Annotated in this window: 15 protein-coding genes and 6 pseudogenes; 13 read left to right on the top strand and 8 right to left on the bottom strand. The window is 65.5% G+C overall.

From position 1 onward, the window contains the following. Positions 1-236 precede the first annotated feature (236 nt). On the top strand, positions 237-566 hold the full coding sequence (locus ACWCPM_RS11045; RefSeq protein ID WP_450975843.1) for an integrase core domain-containing protein: 330 nt from the start codon (positions 237-239) through the stop codon (positions 564-566). 27 nt (positions 567-593) lie between these two features. Continuing rightward, positions 594-1,031, top strand: a pseudogene (locus tag ACWCPM_RS11040) (transposase family protein); the annotation flags it as partial. Between the two features lie 7 nt (positions 1,032-1,038). Here ACWCPM_RS11040 and ACWCPM_RS11035 read toward each other — a convergent pair. Next, positions 1,039-2,250 (bottom strand): hypothetical protein, encoded by a 1,212-nt coding sequence (locus ACWCPM_RS11035; RefSeq protein ID WP_450975842.1) that lies wholly within the window; start codon positions 2,248-2,250, stop codon positions 1,039-1,041. Between ACWCPM_RS11035 and ACWCPM_RS11030 the strand changes: the two genes are divergently transcribed. After that, positions 2,236-2,439 (top strand): hypothetical protein, encoded by a 204-nt coding sequence (locus tag ACWCPM_RS11030; protein ID WP_450975841.1) that lies wholly within the window; start codon positions 2,236-2,238, stop codon positions 2,437-2,439. The genes ACWCPM_RS11035 and ACWCPM_RS11030 overlap by 15 nt on opposite strands. Before the next feature lie 28 nt (positions 2,440-2,467). Here the strand turns inward: ACWCPM_RS11030 and ACWCPM_RS11025 are convergent, their stop codons facing one another. The 4 genes and pseudogenes from ACWCPM_RS11025 to ACWCPM_RS11010 form a co-directional block, all read right to left on the bottom strand. Then, positions 2,468-2,836, bottom strand: coding sequence for a hypothetical protein (locus tag ACWCPM_RS11025; RefSeq protein WP_450975840.1), 369 nt, complete (start codon positions 2,834-2,836; stop codon positions 2,468-2,470). Positions 2,837-3,107: 271 nt separating this feature from the next. Further along, complete coding sequence (locus tag ACWCPM_RS11020) at positions 3,108-3,533, bottom strand: hypothetical protein (RefSeq protein WP_450975839.1); 426 nt, start codon at positions 3,531-3,533, stop codon at positions 3,108-3,110. A gap of 458 nt (positions 3,534-3,991) precedes the next feature. Further along, positions 3,992-4,303 carry a hypothetical protein gene (locus ACWCPM_RS11015; protein WP_450975838.1) on the bottom strand — a complete coding sequence of 104 codons (312 nt, stop codon included), beginning with the start codon at positions 4,301-4,303 and terminating at the stop codon, positions 3,992-3,994. A 76-nt stretch (positions 4,304-4,379) separates the two neighbouring features. Beyond that, a pseudogene (locus ACWCPM_RS11010) lies at positions 4,380-4,998 on the bottom strand (IS5 family transposase); the annotation flags it as partial. A 321-nt stretch (positions 4,999-5,319) separates the two neighbouring features. On the opposite strand from ACWCPM_RS11010, the pseudogene ACWCPM_RS11005 reads away from it, so the two are divergent. Then, positions 5,320-5,742 (top strand): annotated as a pseudogene (locus ACWCPM_RS11005) (hypothetical protein). A 46-nt stretch (positions 5,743-5,788) separates the two neighbouring features. Next, a complete protein-coding gene (locus ACWCPM_RS11000; protein ID WP_450975837.1) occupies positions 5,789-6,673 on the top strand; it encodes an SDR family oxidoreductase in 885 nt (294 codons plus the stop codon). Positions 6,674-6,813: 140 nt separating this feature from the next. Here the strand turns inward: ACWCPM_RS11000 and ACWCPM_RS10995 are convergent. Beyond that, positions 6,814-7,137, bottom strand: a pseudogene (locus ACWCPM_RS10995) (plasmid stabilization protein); the annotation flags it as partial. Positions 7,138-7,483: 346 nt separating this feature from the next. On the opposite strand from ACWCPM_RS10995, the gene ACWCPM_RS10990 reads away from it, so the two are divergent. From ACWCPM_RS10990 to ACWCPM_RS10980, 3 genes are all read left to right on the top strand, one after another. Beyond that, a complete protein-coding gene (locus tag ACWCPM_RS10990; protein ID WP_450975836.1) occupies positions 7,484-7,705 on the top strand; it encodes a DUF5133 domain-containing protein in 222 nt (73 codons plus the stop codon). Between the two features lie 22 nt (positions 7,706-7,727). Beyond that, complete coding sequence (locus ACWCPM_RS10985; RefSeq protein ID WP_450975835.1) at positions 7,728-7,856, top strand: DUF6766 family protein; 129 nt, start codon at positions 7,728-7,730, stop codon at positions 7,854-7,856. 164 nt (positions 7,857-8,020) lie between these two features. Continuing rightward, positions 8,021-8,287, top strand: a complete 267-nt coding sequence (locus ACWCPM_RS10980; RefSeq protein ID WP_450975834.1) for a hypothetical protein — start codon at positions 8,021-8,023, stop codon at positions 8,285-8,287. Positions 8,288-8,360: 73 nt separating this feature from the next. On the opposite strand, the gene ACWCPM_RS10975 is transcribed toward ACWCPM_RS10980, so the two are convergent. Next, positions 8,361-9,917, bottom strand: coding sequence for an FAD-dependent oxidoreductase (locus ACWCPM_RS10975; RefSeq protein WP_450975833.1), 1,557 nt, complete (start codon positions 9,915-9,917; stop codon positions 8,361-8,363). Positions 9,918-10,350: 433 nt separating this feature from the next. Between ACWCPM_RS10975 and ACWCPM_RS10970 the strand changes: the two genes are divergently transcribed. The 4 genes from ACWCPM_RS10970 to ACWCPM_RS10955 all read left to right on the top strand — a co-directional run bounded on the left by ACWCPM_RS10970 (position 10,351) and on the right by ACWCPM_RS10955 (position 12,325). Continuing rightward, positions 10,351-10,728, top strand: a complete 378-nt coding sequence (locus ACWCPM_RS10970; RefSeq protein ID WP_450975832.1) for a hypothetical protein — start codon at positions 10,351-10,353, stop codon at positions 10,726-10,728. 183 nt (positions 10,729-10,911) lie between these two features. Then, on the top strand, positions 10,912-11,130 hold the full coding sequence (locus ACWCPM_RS10965; RefSeq protein WP_450975831.1) for a hypothetical protein: 219 nt from the start codon (positions 10,912-10,914) through the stop codon (positions 11,128-11,130). Between the two features lie 4 nt (positions 11,131-11,134). Beyond that, the gene (locus tag ACWCPM_RS10960) at positions 11,135-11,458 is read left to right on the top strand and encodes a 50S ribosomal protein L11 methyltransferase (RefSeq protein WP_450975830.1); all 324 of its coding nucleotides are present in this window, start codon (positions 11,135-11,137) and stop codon (positions 11,456-11,458) included. A gap of 177 nt (positions 11,459-11,635) precedes the next feature. Then, complete coding sequence (locus ACWCPM_RS10955; protein WP_450975829.1) at positions 11,636-12,325, top strand: GAF and ANTAR domain-containing protein; 690 nt, start codon at positions 11,636-11,638, stop codon at positions 12,323-12,325. Positions 12,326-12,883: 558 nt separating this feature from the next. Here ACWCPM_RS10955 and ACWCPM_RS10950 read toward each other — a convergent pair. Continuing rightward, a pseudogene (locus tag ACWCPM_RS10950) lies at positions 12,884-13,139 on the bottom strand (IS256 family transposase); the annotation flags it as partial. 170 nt (positions 13,140-13,309) lie between these two features. Between ACWCPM_RS10950 and ACWCPM_RS10945 the strand changes: the two are divergent. Beyond that, a pseudogene (locus tag ACWCPM_RS10945) lies at positions 13,310-14,041 on the top strand (transposase family protein); the annotation flags it as partial. Between the last annotated feature and the right edge of the window lie 123 nt (positions 14,042-14,164).

Genomic DNA, 14,164 nt, shown 5'->3' with positions numbered 1-14,164 from the left:
TTGGAGAGCGCTGATCAGCACCGCCCCGCATGCCGGGGGAACCTCAGTGTTGCATCCACTGGTTGAACCTAAGTTGAGGACCGCGGCAAGGAGCTGGCCGCTCACGCCCGCCAAGACAGTCTCTCGACGTCCCTGCGAGTCGAGGGCCGTCCCGGCGACTTCATGGGCGACCGCCCCGTCAGCTCCGTCATCCAACCCGCTGGTCGTCCCACAACACACCTCTGTGATCAGGGGTGTTGCAACGACTGGTTGAACCCGGGCAATACACGTCGTTCGCCCTCGCCGAGCACCTCGACCGGGCAGGAATCGCCGCGTCCATCGGATCGGTCGGCGACGCATACGACAATGCCCTGATGGAGTCCACGATCGGCCTGTTCAAGACCGAGCTGATCAAACCTCGCAGGCCCTGGAAGACACTCTCCGACGTCGAGCTGGCCACCGCCGAGTGGATCGACTGGTCCTGCCACCGACGACTCCACGCCGAGATCGGGCACATCCCACCCGCCGAATACGAGACCAACTACTACCACGAAACCGCAAAACCCCAGCTCACAGCCACAACCTAGAGTCTCGACCAAACCCGGGGCGGTTCAGACCGCATTGCCGCGGACGAGCCGTACTACTCGCAGAAACACAAGCAACACGGCATGAACGTCCAGGTCGTCACCACGCCGGACGGCACCCCGCTCTGGTTCTCACGGACAACGCCGGGAAGAACCCACGACCTGACCGCAGCCCGCGCCCACGGCATCGTCCAACCCTGCCTGACCCGGCAGATCCTCGTCCTGGCCGACCGCGCCTACCAAGGCGCCGACGCGACCGTTCGCACCCCGTACCACGGACACCGCGAACTGCCCGCGCACCACCAGCAGTACAACCGCGACCACGCCCGCCTACGGGCACCCGGCGAACGCGCCTTCGCCCGCCTCAAATCCTGGCGACTGCCGCGACGAGCCCGCTGCTCGACGAACCGCATCGGTCGCGTCGTCCAGGCCATCCACACTCTCCTCATCGGCGAATGCACAGGATGAAAGAGGCTCAGTTGGGGGTGGCGTGTTGCCAGGCTGGGTTGAGGGCGATCTGTTTGAGCTGGTCAATATCCAGGGCGGGGTCGTGCCGAGAGGGCGGGAGGGGGTAGGCGGGTGCGTTGAGGGCAGAGATGACAACGCGAAGTCCGTCGGTGCGGAAGGTGTCGACACTCCATTCGATCACGCCCTTGCCTCCCTGGGATGCGGGACCTTTCTGAACGCGGATGCGGGTGCCGTCAGGCAGTGTCTTGCCCTTCACGAATATCTTGGTCATGAGGGGGTCACTGGGCTTCCATCGCTGGACATTGACAGCGACGAGGCCCTTGCCATGGCCGTCGTCGACCACGACGTGCCCAAAGCCTTCCGATCCGCCAGCCCGAGCGGACTGAAGGCCCGCCGGAAGCAACTGCTGAATCTTGCGGGTGATCTGCTGTCCGGTCAGCCGTGTGATCGATTCGGCCGGCGAGCCCGAGGGGGGCGCCGGCATTTCAGCCAGCGCGGTCTGCCAGATGGGCGCGGTCGCAATACTCACCAACTGCTTCCCAGTCAGCGGCAGTTCGACCCTTCCCCTCTTCGGGTCGCCCGTCTCGGAGACGAACACCTGACTGCCGTCCTTGCTCGTGAGCCGCACAGTGAGGAGTTCGGCACCGGACGGATCCTTCTCGTCCTGCGGTGAGCGGTCCTGTACCAGGATTGCCCCACTCGGCACAGTAGCCCGGCTACATCTGCTGTATGGGTGATAAGCCGTGTCAGGACACTCCGCCAACGTTGAAGGAATCGGCATCGGATACCGATTGAGGACTACCTTCACCCCTGCGGACCTCCCACCGTGCTCAAAAACCAGCTCAGCAAACGGTGACTTTCCCGGCGTCACACTCACCCCCTGGCCACGCTGGGCCGAGGTCTTCCCGCGCGGAAGCAAGGTTTCGAGGGAATGCACCATGTTGCGCGACGATGTCGCGCTCGAATCGGATGAGGGAGGTCCGCTCGTGCTGTCCGTGAAGTCGCAACCGGCAATCACAACAGTGCTAATGCTGGCAAACACGAAAAATTTGGATGCTCTGTGCCAACCGGCAGCAACGTCGCTCAATGCCGCACTGCCCCGGCTCGACTTTTTCCCGACTGCAGCAGAGTTATGCGGTCGCGGCAGTGAGCCGACCTTGAGCGGCAGGAAATGGCGCAGCCGAGCGAGTGGACGGAGAGCTGCGTGATCGATGGGCATCGCGAATCACCGTTTGAGGGCTTGTTCGAACTGGATGGTTGCGGCAAGTGGCATACTTTTTCGGCTCTGCGGCGGGCCGACGACCGTGAAGTCGTGCGCGGCAGGGCGGCTCGCGTCGAGGCACGGGCGCTTTTAAGTCGTTATGGGGAAATGAAGCCCAGCCCAGGGGCAGAAGGAAAAGAAGTGTGAACCCTTCCGCCCCGGGCCGAAGCCAGGCTCAGTAGCCGACCTTGAAGGAGCTGATTTTGTCGCCATAGGGATGGTTCAGCTGATCCCAGCGGTATTGGCGCTCAAAGAACCCGTATGTGCCCTTGAAAAGGGGATCGTTCCACGTGTGAATAGGGTAATAGTTCGTCTGGATGGACGAGATGGAATTGTCGTAGTAGTTCATTCCCCAGGCTTCAACGGGGTTGTAGCCATAGTGGCCACAATCATCCAGGTTGACGTTCTTACACAACATCCACATGTCACTGAAGCTGGGGCCGGTGTAGGCGGCAGCAGGACCGGCGGTGACGCCAACGACGCCAGCAGCGCTTAGAGCAAAGCTGGCGGTGAGCCCGAGAAGGGCCTTTCTCACATTGCGCATGAGGTGTCTTTCTCCCTAGATGTCGACCCAAGTACACTTTTCGACTTGAGCTGCGGAATTTGCCACTCCCGCGTTACGGGCGTCCGCACCGAGGAATCGGTTAGTGCATAACAGAAGGAAGATTTCCGACTACTGGGCGATTTACCGTGGAATCGCGATATTCCGTGCACAACCGAGCAGGGCGGATACGTTCACGGAATTGATCACTGCGGAAAAGTAGGCCCGAGGCCAGAAAACCGGAACTTGGACCGCTTCTGCTGCCAACGTGAACTCAGCTGATCTGGTAGGAGCTGATTTCGTTGTCATAAGGGCTGTTCAGCTGCTCCCAGCGCCAGTTGGGGGCGAAGTATCCGTACGTGCCCTTGTAATCGCGGTCATTCCACGTGTGAATGGGGCGATAGTTTGTCTGGATGGAGCTGATGGCGTCGTTGAAAACTTGACCACCCAGATAGACGGACGGGACACTCTTGGGGCCCGTACCACTGTTGCACTCTCCGCCCATTCCCCTATTCTCGCACAAAAAATAGACCGGGCTCACGGAGGGGCCATTGTAGTAGGCGGCTGCGGGACCGGCGGTGGCGCCGAGGACGCCAGCACTCAGGGCGACACTTGCCGTGGCACTCAACAGGGCCTTTGTAATCTTGTGCATGAAATTCTCTTTCTCTTGTTTGACGGCAAACGAACGAAGGTCGCCCATTGGCAGGTCAGTGATATTTGACCGACTGACTGACGTCCAACGTTGTTCATTACTCCAATGACCGCCGCGAGGAGCCGATACTGACACCATCCACCACAGATATCTGCATCGAGCTCGCTAACGTTCGATCAAGGTCTGATACAGGGGCCAGGGCTCCGTCGTTCTGTCGGTCGGCTCCACGTAGCCGTTGTGGGCTTGCCAATGAGCGTTTTCCGTGTGGCCACTGACCGGGTGACGGGGCGATGTGAGGTCGGGATGCGCGACAGACAGGGCTCCCGTGCCGTTGAGGACGGTGTTTGACGGTTCAACTTACCAGCACAGGCGCCCTGTTGATGCCCCATCCTGCCTGTGAGAATGAGGATGCCGTTCCGAGGTGCGGCATGGCCCGTATCCTGCCTGGCTCGCTCGTTGATGCCCTGAGTGGGCGGTTCGTGAGTTGATGTCCGTTCCGGATTTGGTTACTGCTTCTTGCTGAAGGTGTCGGGCTCCGCCTCGGTGAGGATTCCTATGGTGACCAGGCGTTTCATCCTGGCGCGGGTGCGTTCGACGTGTTTCGGCAGAAGCTCGAAGTCGAGGGCCTGACAGATGTCTCGGGCCCTCAGCGGACCGGTGGTGTCGTTGAAGACGGCGAGGATGCGCGGGTAGTCCGGATGCTCAGGGCAGCTCCAGGCTTCCTGCTGGGCCGACCGTCTGGAGCGGGATTCGGTCGGCGAGGCCGGTGAGGGTCGTGCGGGTGATGGCGAGGTGTTCCCGACGTATGTCGGCCTCACGGAGTTGGGTCTGCAGGGCGTCGATCTGGGCGCGGAGATCGTCGGCCAGGGCCCGGGCGGCGTCTTCCTGAAGGTCGGGTGACGTCGATACCGAGGGCGGCCCCGTGCGTGACGACCTGGTTCTTGAAGCCCTGGTCGACCAGGGCTTTGCTGACCGAGCCGCCGGCCGCGACTGCGACCTGGTCGAGCAGAGTGATGCCGGCGGCGTTGTCGTGAACGCTCGCGGCCGGCACGGTGACGGCGATGACCAGGCCGAGGACATCCACGGCCAGTCCCCGCTTGCGGCCCGGCGCCCGTTTCGCGGCGTCCTTGCCCGTCGTGGCCGCGGGGACCCCGGTGGCCGCCCGGACACTCTGGGTGTCCAGGATCACCAGGGCCGGGTCCTCTCATCGCCGGTTCCTCTCCCGCACCTGGCAGCGCAGGAGTTCATGGATCTGCTGGTCGGTGCCTTCGTCGCGCCAGGCGGCGAAGTAGTAGTACGTCGCACTCTTCGGCGGCAGGTCGTTCGGCAGGAGAGCCCACTGACAGCCGGTCCGGGACTGGTAGAGGATCGAGTTCACGATCTCCCGCAACGAGTAGCGGCCGTGGTGGCCGCTGACGGAACGGTGCCGGTTCTTCCACGCCGTGAGCACCGGCTCGATCAACGCCCATTGCTCGTCCGTCAAGTCGCCCTGGTACGGCTTGCGTTCACTCACCCACCGATCCCGGCAAGCCACCGGCATCGGACCGGCACGTTCCGCCTCTGTCCACACCGTCAGGCGACACCAGAAAGGCCCATATACTCATGAACCACCCACTGAGGTACTGATCCAGCTGAGGCACCGCGCCATACCCGGCGTCTCGCCCGCCTCTGCGAGGACGGCACACCAGGCGAACGCCGCCCAGGCCGCACTCCACCGGCATCGGCTGCCTGGCATGCTGGCGCGCAGAAGCTTCTTACCCGGCGCGACCGAGCAGGCACCAAGCGCTGAGCCCTCGCAAAGGCGCGCGGTGGAGCGGCCGTACCCGCGGGACAATTGAAGAGGAGGCCTCATGATGACCCGTCGGACAGGCCCGGCCGTCAGCATCGGCGTCCCGACGGCGTCAGCGACAAGACCGTGGAAGCGCTCGGCACCCTCTCCAAGGCCCTGGAGACCACGGAGCGGGCCGGAGGGCGTCTGTACGACTTCCACCAGCTCACCGGCGCCGCGGACCTGGAACTGGATCGCGCGGTGGAGTTGCTGCACGAGGGAAGTACCCCCAATTGGCCCAATTGGTGCACAAAGTCCGCACCGACATCCTGGGGCGCAACTTCATCCCCGACCACTGGACATTCCAGATCGTCGAGGCCTACGACGCCACCTGGCCGCGACCACCTGTACGAGGCAGAAATGAAGGAGACCCGCCGTACCATCGGACACCCTGACCACACCGCCACACCGGACGTGCCGGACACATGACCGCACCGGGCGCCCATACAACCCAGATGGTGAGGAGGCGAGGCCGATGAATCGCAACAGTCCGCTGAGCGGCCGGACGGTCGTGGTCACCGGAGCAGCCCGCGGCCTGGGCGCGGCCCTGGCAGGCGATGCGGCTCGACGGGGCGCCCGGGTCGCCCTGCTCGGACACGATCGGCCCGCGCTCGAGGAAGTCGCGGCGAGCCTGCCCTCCGCCGCGCTCGCCCTGGAGGCCGACGTCACCGACCTCGCGGCACTGGTATCCGCGGCAGACACCGTACGGGCCCGACTGGGGCCCGCCTCCGTCGTGATCGCGAACGCCGGCATCGCCGAGGGCGGCCCCCTCGTCTCATCGGACCCCGCCACCTGGCGGCGCGTCATCGACGTGAACCTCACCGGCAGCGCCTACACAGCTCGGGCCTTCCTCCCCGACCTGATGGTTACGGCGGGCCACTTCTGCCAGGTGGCGTCCTTGGCGTCGCTCGGGGCCGCCCCATTGATGAGCGCCTACTGCGCCTCCAAAGCAGGCGTCGAGGCCTTCTCCCACAGCCTCAGGGCCGAGGTGGCACACCGCGGTGTCAGCGTCGGCATCGCCTACCTCAACTGGACCGACACCGACATGGTGCGTGACGCCGACCGGTACGCCGTACTGAGGGAGTTGCGCGCGAGTATGCCGCCGCCCGCCCGACGCGTATTCAGCGCGCCGGCGGTCGCCGAGCGGATCATGAACAGTGTGGAACGCCGGCGCACCGCCGTGTACGCGCCACCATGGCTGCGCCTGATGCAGCCCGTACGTGCCGCCGTGCCGCCGGTTGTCATGCGTCTGTCCCGGCGCCGTCTACCGCGTCTGGAGGCGGAGGAGCCATTCGAACCGACCGGCCTGCTCGGCGCGGGCGGCGAGGCCGACCACGCCGCCAAGGGTCGCGCCGTCTGAGTCGTGGGGCGCACCCCTGCAGCGCGACGCACAGCAGCACGATCGACTTCACGGGATCCGTGCCTGAACCGAGTTCAGCCGAGGCCGACACTCAAAGCGACATCCGCGAGATGGGTGTGACGCTGCTCAGGGCTGCGGCAGCGGCCCAGTGCTTTGCGCAACTGGTCCTTGTTCATCGACGAGCGTCCTTCGACGTTCTTCTTCTTGGCTTCTTCGTAGAGCTGATCCCTCGTAGGCCCTTGGGCGCCGCTGTGGGAACGCTCGCCGCCGCGCTGAGATGCGGATTTCCTGTCGCGTGTGGAGGTCTTGCTCGCGGTCTCCGATTCACCTGACCTGGCGCGTTCCTTGTTGACCGTTCGCGCCGCGATCTCCTTGGCGCGCTTGGCGGATGCGCCCCGCTCCTGTGCGCCTTCCCTGATGTGCTCGTACTGACGCTCCCGCTTGGGACTGGACCCAGTCGGCATGACGCTCTCCTTCACCGCTCGCATCAGCCTGCCCGTTCCATCACCGAGTGTTCCCACACCCGTGCAAGGCAAGCGGCCCCCTGAAACCCCTCCACGGCTGCGCCAGGGACTGCAACAGCTCCACGGCCCGGACGCGAGGAGCCCTACGAGGTGCGCGCCGCGTGGTTGACGGGTCGCCGCCGAGGGAACCCGGGGTGAAACCGTGCCTTTCCAGACGCTTGCGGACTGAATTCGCGCTCACAGTCTGGCTCGGGGTTGTGTCGGGTGCGGTGCCCTACGCGTGCGTCGTTCGGTCCGGAAATGCGGGTCAGCGTCCGAGGCGGGCGGTGGAAAGGAGCTTCCTACGATGTTGGTACGCCTGACAGTATTGAAGGATCTGGTGGAGCAATACGAGGCGTTGCGTGTGCTGCACGCCGAGAACGGCAGCGAGGCGGTGCGCCAGCGTATGGATGATGTCGCATACACGTTGTGTGTGACGACCGGGACCCGTGACGTCGATGCCGCCCTCACTGTGGCCCATGATCGGTTTTCCGTAGACGTGGCCGACGACTCGCGCCTTGTGACCTGATCGGACATTGGGCGCCCTCTTAGTGAACTGGCAGTCCGAGCTGCCGGCCGTCGCCTCCATGGCCATCTCCGCTATCTACCTCAGACGACGCGGCTCACCAGGGTTCAAGCCGGTCGATGCCGCGCATGGCCCAACCGGCGTCGATGGGTGAAAGGCGGCTGCGGCGCAAACTGAGCAGAGAGAAAAACATCACCCTGTGGCTGCTTTGGCGACTGAACCACAATCGGTGCCCGGTGCTCCTTGGGGCGTCTGTGCCCCGCATTGGGACACCTTGCTGCTGACCTGTCCCGGGAGTACATCACCTCCGCAACGTCGGTGCTGGATCTCGGAACCGGCAGCGAGGCCTTTGCCATCGAAGCGGCACGTCTGGGCGCGCGCGACAGCCGTCGACGTTTCCGCCGAGCGATGCTCGCCGCCCGGGTCAATGTGCTGCTGGCTGGGCAGATGATCCGCTTTCAACGCGGCGACCTCCGCAGGGCGCTGCCTGGGATTCCCTACGACCTGATCGTCAGCAACCCGCCGTACGTCCCCTTCATCACGGCAGAGATTCTCAATGCCACAGGCGGCACCCCACTGCCGTGACCCGCTCGTCACGGCGCAGGATGCCAGCTGCGGGTGGGGCCGTCGGCTCATCCGGATTTCTGGCTCCTGACGGTCATGCACGCGATCCTTCCTCGCCCTGTTCGTCGTACGGTGCCAGGGGGTGCACCGCCGGCCCTTCCAGGACGGCGCCGTCCACGTCGAAGCGGGAGCCGTGGCAGGGACACTCCCAGGCCGCTTCCGCCTCGCTGAAGTGGACGATGCAGCCCAGGTGGGTACACCGGGCGGACACGCGGTGCAGTCGGCCGGCCTCGTCCCGGTGCACGGCCTGGGGGCCTGTGCCCCTGCCGCGCAGCACCGCGCCGCTGCCCGGGCCGATATCGTCCACCGAGTCGGCGAAGCCGCCGGGCAGCCGGTCGGTGACAAGGTGCTTCGCCGTCCTGGCGCCGAGCCGCAGTATCTCGGGGCCTTCGGACAACGGATGGAAGCGCGCGGGGTCGTACAGGCCGGCCCACCGTGCTTGGCCGTTCACGATGCGGGAGGTAAGGAGCCGTGCGGCCGCCATGCCGCCGCTCAGGCCCCAGCCGCCGAAGCCGGTCGCCACGTAGGTGTGGGTGCTCAGCGGATGGAGCCTGCCCACGAACGGCACGTGGTCGGTGGAGAAGGTGTCCTGTGTGGCCCAGCGACGGGTGATGGCGAAGCCCGTGAAGGAGCGCTGGGCCCATTCCGTCAGAACCTGGAAGTGCCGGGCAGCGCCTGGGTCCTTCGGGTCGCCGGGGGTGAACTTCTCACCGGTGACGATCAGTACGCGCCCGCCGTCGTGCGGAGCGGTGCGGAACGATCGTGTGTTGCTGTCCTCGGTGAGGTACATGCCTTCGGGTATGTGTCCCTCGGCTGGCACCGGACCGGCAACGACCACCTCCCGTTTGGGCTCGAGCCGGGTGAAGAGAAGTCCGCGGTCGAAGACGGGGTAGTGCGTGGCCACCACGACGTCCGTCGCTTCGACGGTGTGACCGGCGCTCGTCGTCAGCTTGCAGGAGGTGCCCTCGTGCAGGTCCGTCACCCGGGTGCGCTCGTATATCCGGCCTCCGCCGCGCAGCAGGTCGGCGGCGATGCCGAGCAGGAATTTCCGGGGGTGGAACTGCACCTGGTCCTCCAGCCGCAGGGTCGCCTCGACGGGGAACGGCAGTGGTGTCTCCTCGACCCAGGCAACGTCAAGGCCCGCCTGGCGAGCAGCGTCCGCCTCATCACGCAGATGCCCGCGGTGAGTGGGGTCGGTGACGTATGTGCAGGCTGCGGCAGTCTCCAGATCGCAGTCGATGCCGAGCCGCTCGGTCAGGTGCCGTATGTGGGCAACGGCGTCCTGCTGGGACTCGGCGTACTGTCGTGCGGCGTCCGCTCCGCGCGCCTTGCGGATCCTGCTGTACGCCAGCCCCTGCAAGGCCGACACCTTGGCAGTGCTGTGGCCCGTCACGCCGTGCGCGACGCGGTCCGCCTCCAGAAGGGCCACCGTGCGGCCCGAGCGGGCCAGTTCCCGGGCCGTACACACACCGGCCATGCCCCCGCCGACTACGGCTGCGTCCACCCGAATGTTGCTCGTCAGCGCGGGATGATCGGGCCCGGGGTCGTAGTCGACCCAGAGCGAGCCGGCTGCTTGTCCGGATCTGGTCATGGAAGATCCTCCGGATCTCTTCCCCGACGTGTCCTCGTGTCCATGGCGTGAGCTGTTCTCCGCACCGCGTACCCGTGACCCGACCACCCATCCGTAATCAATTGAAACCGGGTTTTCCAAAAGCTCGACCTGAGGCACGGCTTCACATTTGATATCGGCACGGGGCGGAAAGTCGCGGCGATGCCCACGGCAGGACGGCATGCCTGAACTGCCCGCTATCGAATGCTTCCGCAGGATCCTGAGCCGCTACGCATGCGGCCGCCTGGCCACAGACGTCGCGGTCATGGCCAGGAAATCGGCGGTCAGCCGGCTGTGTGCCGTAGCCGATGAGTGGTGGCGCCGACGCACCGGTCCGCCCGCAGGCTGCGTGCGTGCTCGGCGCGCGTGTGACATACGACGAGTTGGGCACGCGGAAGGCCGGAAGGAGACCGCTATGACGAAGAAGCATCGCAACCCGTCACGCAAGGCGGGACCGAGCCGCTTCCAGGGTGCTGACCAGCACGGTTGGTCCCCGGACGTGGACGGCTCGAACCAGGACAACCCCAGTGCGCACCGTTCCTTCCACACGGAAACGTATGCACCGGGGCCCAAGAGAAGTCGTCGGGCCTCAGAGGCCGACAAGGAAGCGTCGACCGTTGGAACGCCCGTACGCAGCGACAGCCGTCGAGGGGAGGAAATGAGCAAAAATAAGGGAAAAGGCATGCACGACCGGGGTCGCCGTGGACACTCCCAGCGTCCGAGCGGCTCCAAGAGCGCCGAGACCTTCACCGGGATCGATCCGCAAGAGCCCGACGGTCCCGCGGGGCGATGAGGCGTCTGGTGACAACGCTCATTTGCAGCAGCTTTGGAAGGCAAGCGCCGCGCGCGGCGCAATGTCCCGTCGGCTACCGGGCAGGCTGGCCGAGGGCAGTGTGCTGCCTGCGTCACCTGCCCACTCGGAAAGGCCGCTCCGAGCCCGGACCTGCTGACCCCCGACAACGCTGTCGTACTCTTCGTGGACCACCAGCCGCCGATGTTGGCAGGCGCCGGCAGCGGTGACCGCACCGCGGTCGTGAACGCCACGGTCGATCTGGCGAAGACCACCAAGGCGTTGAACGTCACCATGGTGTTCCAGCCCGCTGCTGCCGCAGCTCGCCGGGGTCTTTCACGACGAGCCGGTCATCGACCCCACAACGAGGTGTCCCTCGTCGGACGGACTGCCGGACGGAAGTGATGCCATGGTGGCCGAGACATCGCCGATTGAACCACTATCCGTGCCTCATGCCCCCTGGGGCGTGTGCGCCCCACAGAGCGACATCCTGCTGCTGATCAGTGCCCTGTCCCGGGAGTTCATCACCGCCAGGACGTCGGTGCTGGATCTGGGAACCGGGAGCGGGGCCCTTGCCATCGCAGCGGTGTGTATGGGCGCGCGCGTGACAGGTGAGCTGCCCCGAATTTCGTGGAGTCCGCGATCGTGTCATCAAGCGGTCTATGGGGCGCCCAGTACACCTCTTTCGTCGACAGGTGGTCTTTTACCCAGGCTTCAACTGATCACCAGTTGAGACGTGCCTGGCTCAAGTTGCACGACCCGCGGCAGTTGCAGTCAGTGGTCCGTCGAGGCGCCGTCGCCGCTGACGACGGTTTTCCCTTCGCTGGTGTCTTCGAGTCGTTGAGCAGGTCGCGTGGAAAGCTGGGTATGGAACGTCTTCGGACGTTGACACGGTGAGCCGGAGGGCCAAGTGGACTGGGGTCGTTTCGCGCAGCAGATGGCGTCGATGGCGCGTGATCTGCTGGCCCAGGATTCGGTGACCGCCACATTGGAGCGGATCACCGTCTCGGCCACCGAGCTGGTGGACGGCTGCGACGCGGCGGGCATCCTGGTGCTGCACGATGCGCACGTGGAGACTCTCGCTCCCACCCATCAGATGGTCATCGACAGCGACCAGCTGCAAGAACGGATTGGCGAGGGACCGTGCTTTGATGCCGCCCACACCTCCCATGGCGAGCGGGTGTTTCGCATCGCGGATCTCACCGGGGAGCAGCGGCGGTGGCCTGCGTATGCTCCTCTGGCCCGCGAGCTCGGCGTGGGCAGCATGATGGGTTTCCTGCTGTACACCGACGAGCAGGACCTCGGCGCGCTCAACCTGTACTCGCGCAAGCCGGGCGCGTTCACCGAGTCCAGCGAGCTGTCGGGCTGGCTGCTGGCCTCCCACGCCGCCGTGGCCTTTTCCGCCGCGCGTAGCCACGCGCAGATGGAGCAGGCCGTCGCCACCCGCCACACCATCGGCGAGGCCATGGGCCTCCTCATGGGCCGCCACCACATCACCGAAGACCAGGCATTCGACGTGCTACGCCGCTACTCCCAGGAGACCAACACCAAACTCCGCGACGTCGCCCGCCGAGTCTGCGAACAGGGCAACCTTCCCTGACCGAGAGTTTTACGGCCTCCCAGGCACACGGGCCGAACCAGAAAGGCCTGAGCCGGGGCAACCCCCTGGGACCGCTGCATCCGGCCTGCCCACCGAGTTTCCTGCCGCGACCGACTTAACACCCGCACTGCAAAGCTCGCCCTGCGCCCCGGCAGGCACAAGATCCGCAGGCAACCTGCGACGACCGCACCCACCGCATTGCTTGCCGACCAAGCCGGGCCGGAGACTGACCTGGCGAGGCCCGCTGATGCGAATCCCGAATTTTCCCCAAAGCCGCTCTTTGTTCCCCAGTCGGTTGCTGCCGACAACGGGGGCTCGAGACCGCCCGCTCGTGGAGTGTGCGGGCCGCGCCGAGCGGTCACGGGGCGGGACTGTGGGGACGTAGCGACGGTGTTTGGGGTGTCGCTGAAGGCGGCTGACACGTGGTGGGCGAAATGGCAGGCCGGCGGCCGTGGTGCGCTGGTCATGCACCGCGCGGTAAGCCGGTCGGGGTGCATCAGGTGCTCGGTGAGGCCGAGCAGGCCGCCGTGCCTCAGGCGAGTGCAGCGAACGTGTCCTTCACGCGGCCACCTCGGTGCGCTCGACCAGGACGCTGTTCTCGAACCGGGCGCCGGCGCGGACCAGGGGAACCAGGGTGGGCGCCGGTGATCGCGCGCCACCGGGCCTGGGCGGATTCAACGAGCTTGAACACCATCGCGAGGGCCGCGGGTCGGACTGCTGGCCCTGCGGGTGACCTAGGTGCTGAGTTTGACCGCGGAGAACGTCGAATCGATGGGGTTGGTGGTCCGCAGGTGACCCAGTGTTCGGCCGGGAAGTCTTTAGAACGCCAGCACCCCCGCTCATGGGTCAGCGGGGTTGTGTCGCTGGGGCTACCGACATAGTGAGCCTTTTTAACCTGCTGAGCTGGTCCGGCAGTTGGCGTGACCGACGAGTGAAGCCCCTGGTAGACGGGTTCACGACCACCCGTGCCACCAGAGGCTTCACGTGCTTGACTACCCGTCCGGACTGGACCTGTCCAGCTCACATCTTTGTCTCCTCACCGCTCGGATTCGCGAACATCGCCGTGCGATCGGCAGCCGGTGGCGCCGGTTGAGCGCCGGCCGACAGGCCCTGCTTACCCTCGCCCACCTGCGCAACGGGCATCCCTACTGGCATCCCTACGCCCAGATCGCAGCCGGGTTCGGCATCGGCACGACCACGGCCTACCGGTACATCACCGAAGCTGTCGATCTCCTGACCGCCCTGTCACCCACGCGCGAACAAGCCGTCCGCGAAGTGTCAAGGAAGGCGTTCGTCCTGCTCGACGGCACGGTCGCCGCCGACCAGCCGTTCTACTCGGGCAAACACAAGAAGCACGGCATGAACGTCCAGGTCCTCGCCGACCCGGCCGGACGTCTCCTGTGGGCCTCACCCGCCTTGCCCGGAGCCGTTCATGACATCCGCGCCGCACGCGAACACGGCTTCCTGGACGGTCTCACCTCAGCAGATCTCGACCGCTGGGCAGACAAGGGCTACCAAGGTGCCGGACAGGCTGTCCGCGTGCCGCACCGAGGCCGATGGGAGAACCTGTCAGAGGGGCAGCAGGCCGTGAACCTTTCGCAGGCCAAGATCCGAGTCGTGGTCGAACCCGCCATCACCACGCGGAAGACGCGGCAGCTCCGGTGCAGCACCACCCGCATCACCAGCCTCGTCCAAGCCGTCCTCACCCTCCACCTCACACTTGCTCAAACTGAGGTGGGAAAAGGCTCCCTACGTTGTTCCGTGGGACGCGGTGAGCCCCTCGTATGGTTCATCCACCCAGGGGTGCTGGGTGTGGTTCAAAAGGCTCTGCCGCTTGTG

The organism is Streptomyces sp. NPDC002309, assembly GCF_053593375.1.
This window is presented reverse-complemented; position numbering and strand designations above follow the sequence as displayed.

Bases quoted from the DNA above. Each gene is read 5' to 3' on its own strand.
- ACWCPM_RS10975 (WP_450975833.1), bottom strand. From the start codon at position 9,917: ATGACCAGATCCGGACAAGCAGCCGGCTCGCTCTGGGTCGACTACGAC.
- ACWCPM_RS10970 (WP_450975832.1), top strand. From the start codon at position 10,351: ATGACGAAGAAGCATCGCAACCCGTCACGCAAGGCGGGACCGAGCCGC.
- ACWCPM_RS11025 (WP_450975840.1), bottom strand. From the start codon at position 2,836: ATGCGCAATGTGAGAAAGGCCCTTCTCGGGCTCACCGCCAGCTTTGCT.
- ACWCPM_RS10960 (WP_450975830.1), top strand. From the start codon at position 11,135: ATGGTGGCCGAGACATCGCCGATTGAACCACTATCCGTGCCTCATGCC.
- ACWCPM_RS11035 (WP_450975842.1), bottom strand. From the start codon at position 2,250: ATGCCCATCGATCACGCAGCTCTCCGTCCACTCGCTCGGCTGCGCCAT.
- ACWCPM_RS11000 (WP_450975837.1), top strand. From the start codon at position 5,789: ATGAATCGCAACAGTCCGCTGAGCGGCCGGACGGTCGTGGTCACCGGA.
- ACWCPM_RS11020 (WP_450975839.1), bottom strand. From the start codon at position 3,533: ATGGGCGACCTTCGTTCGTTTGCCGTCAAACAAGAGAAAGAGAATTTC.
- ACWCPM_RS10990 (WP_450975836.1), top strand. From the start codon at position 7,484: ATGTTGGTACGCCTGACAGTATTGAAGGATCTGGTGGAGCAATACGAG.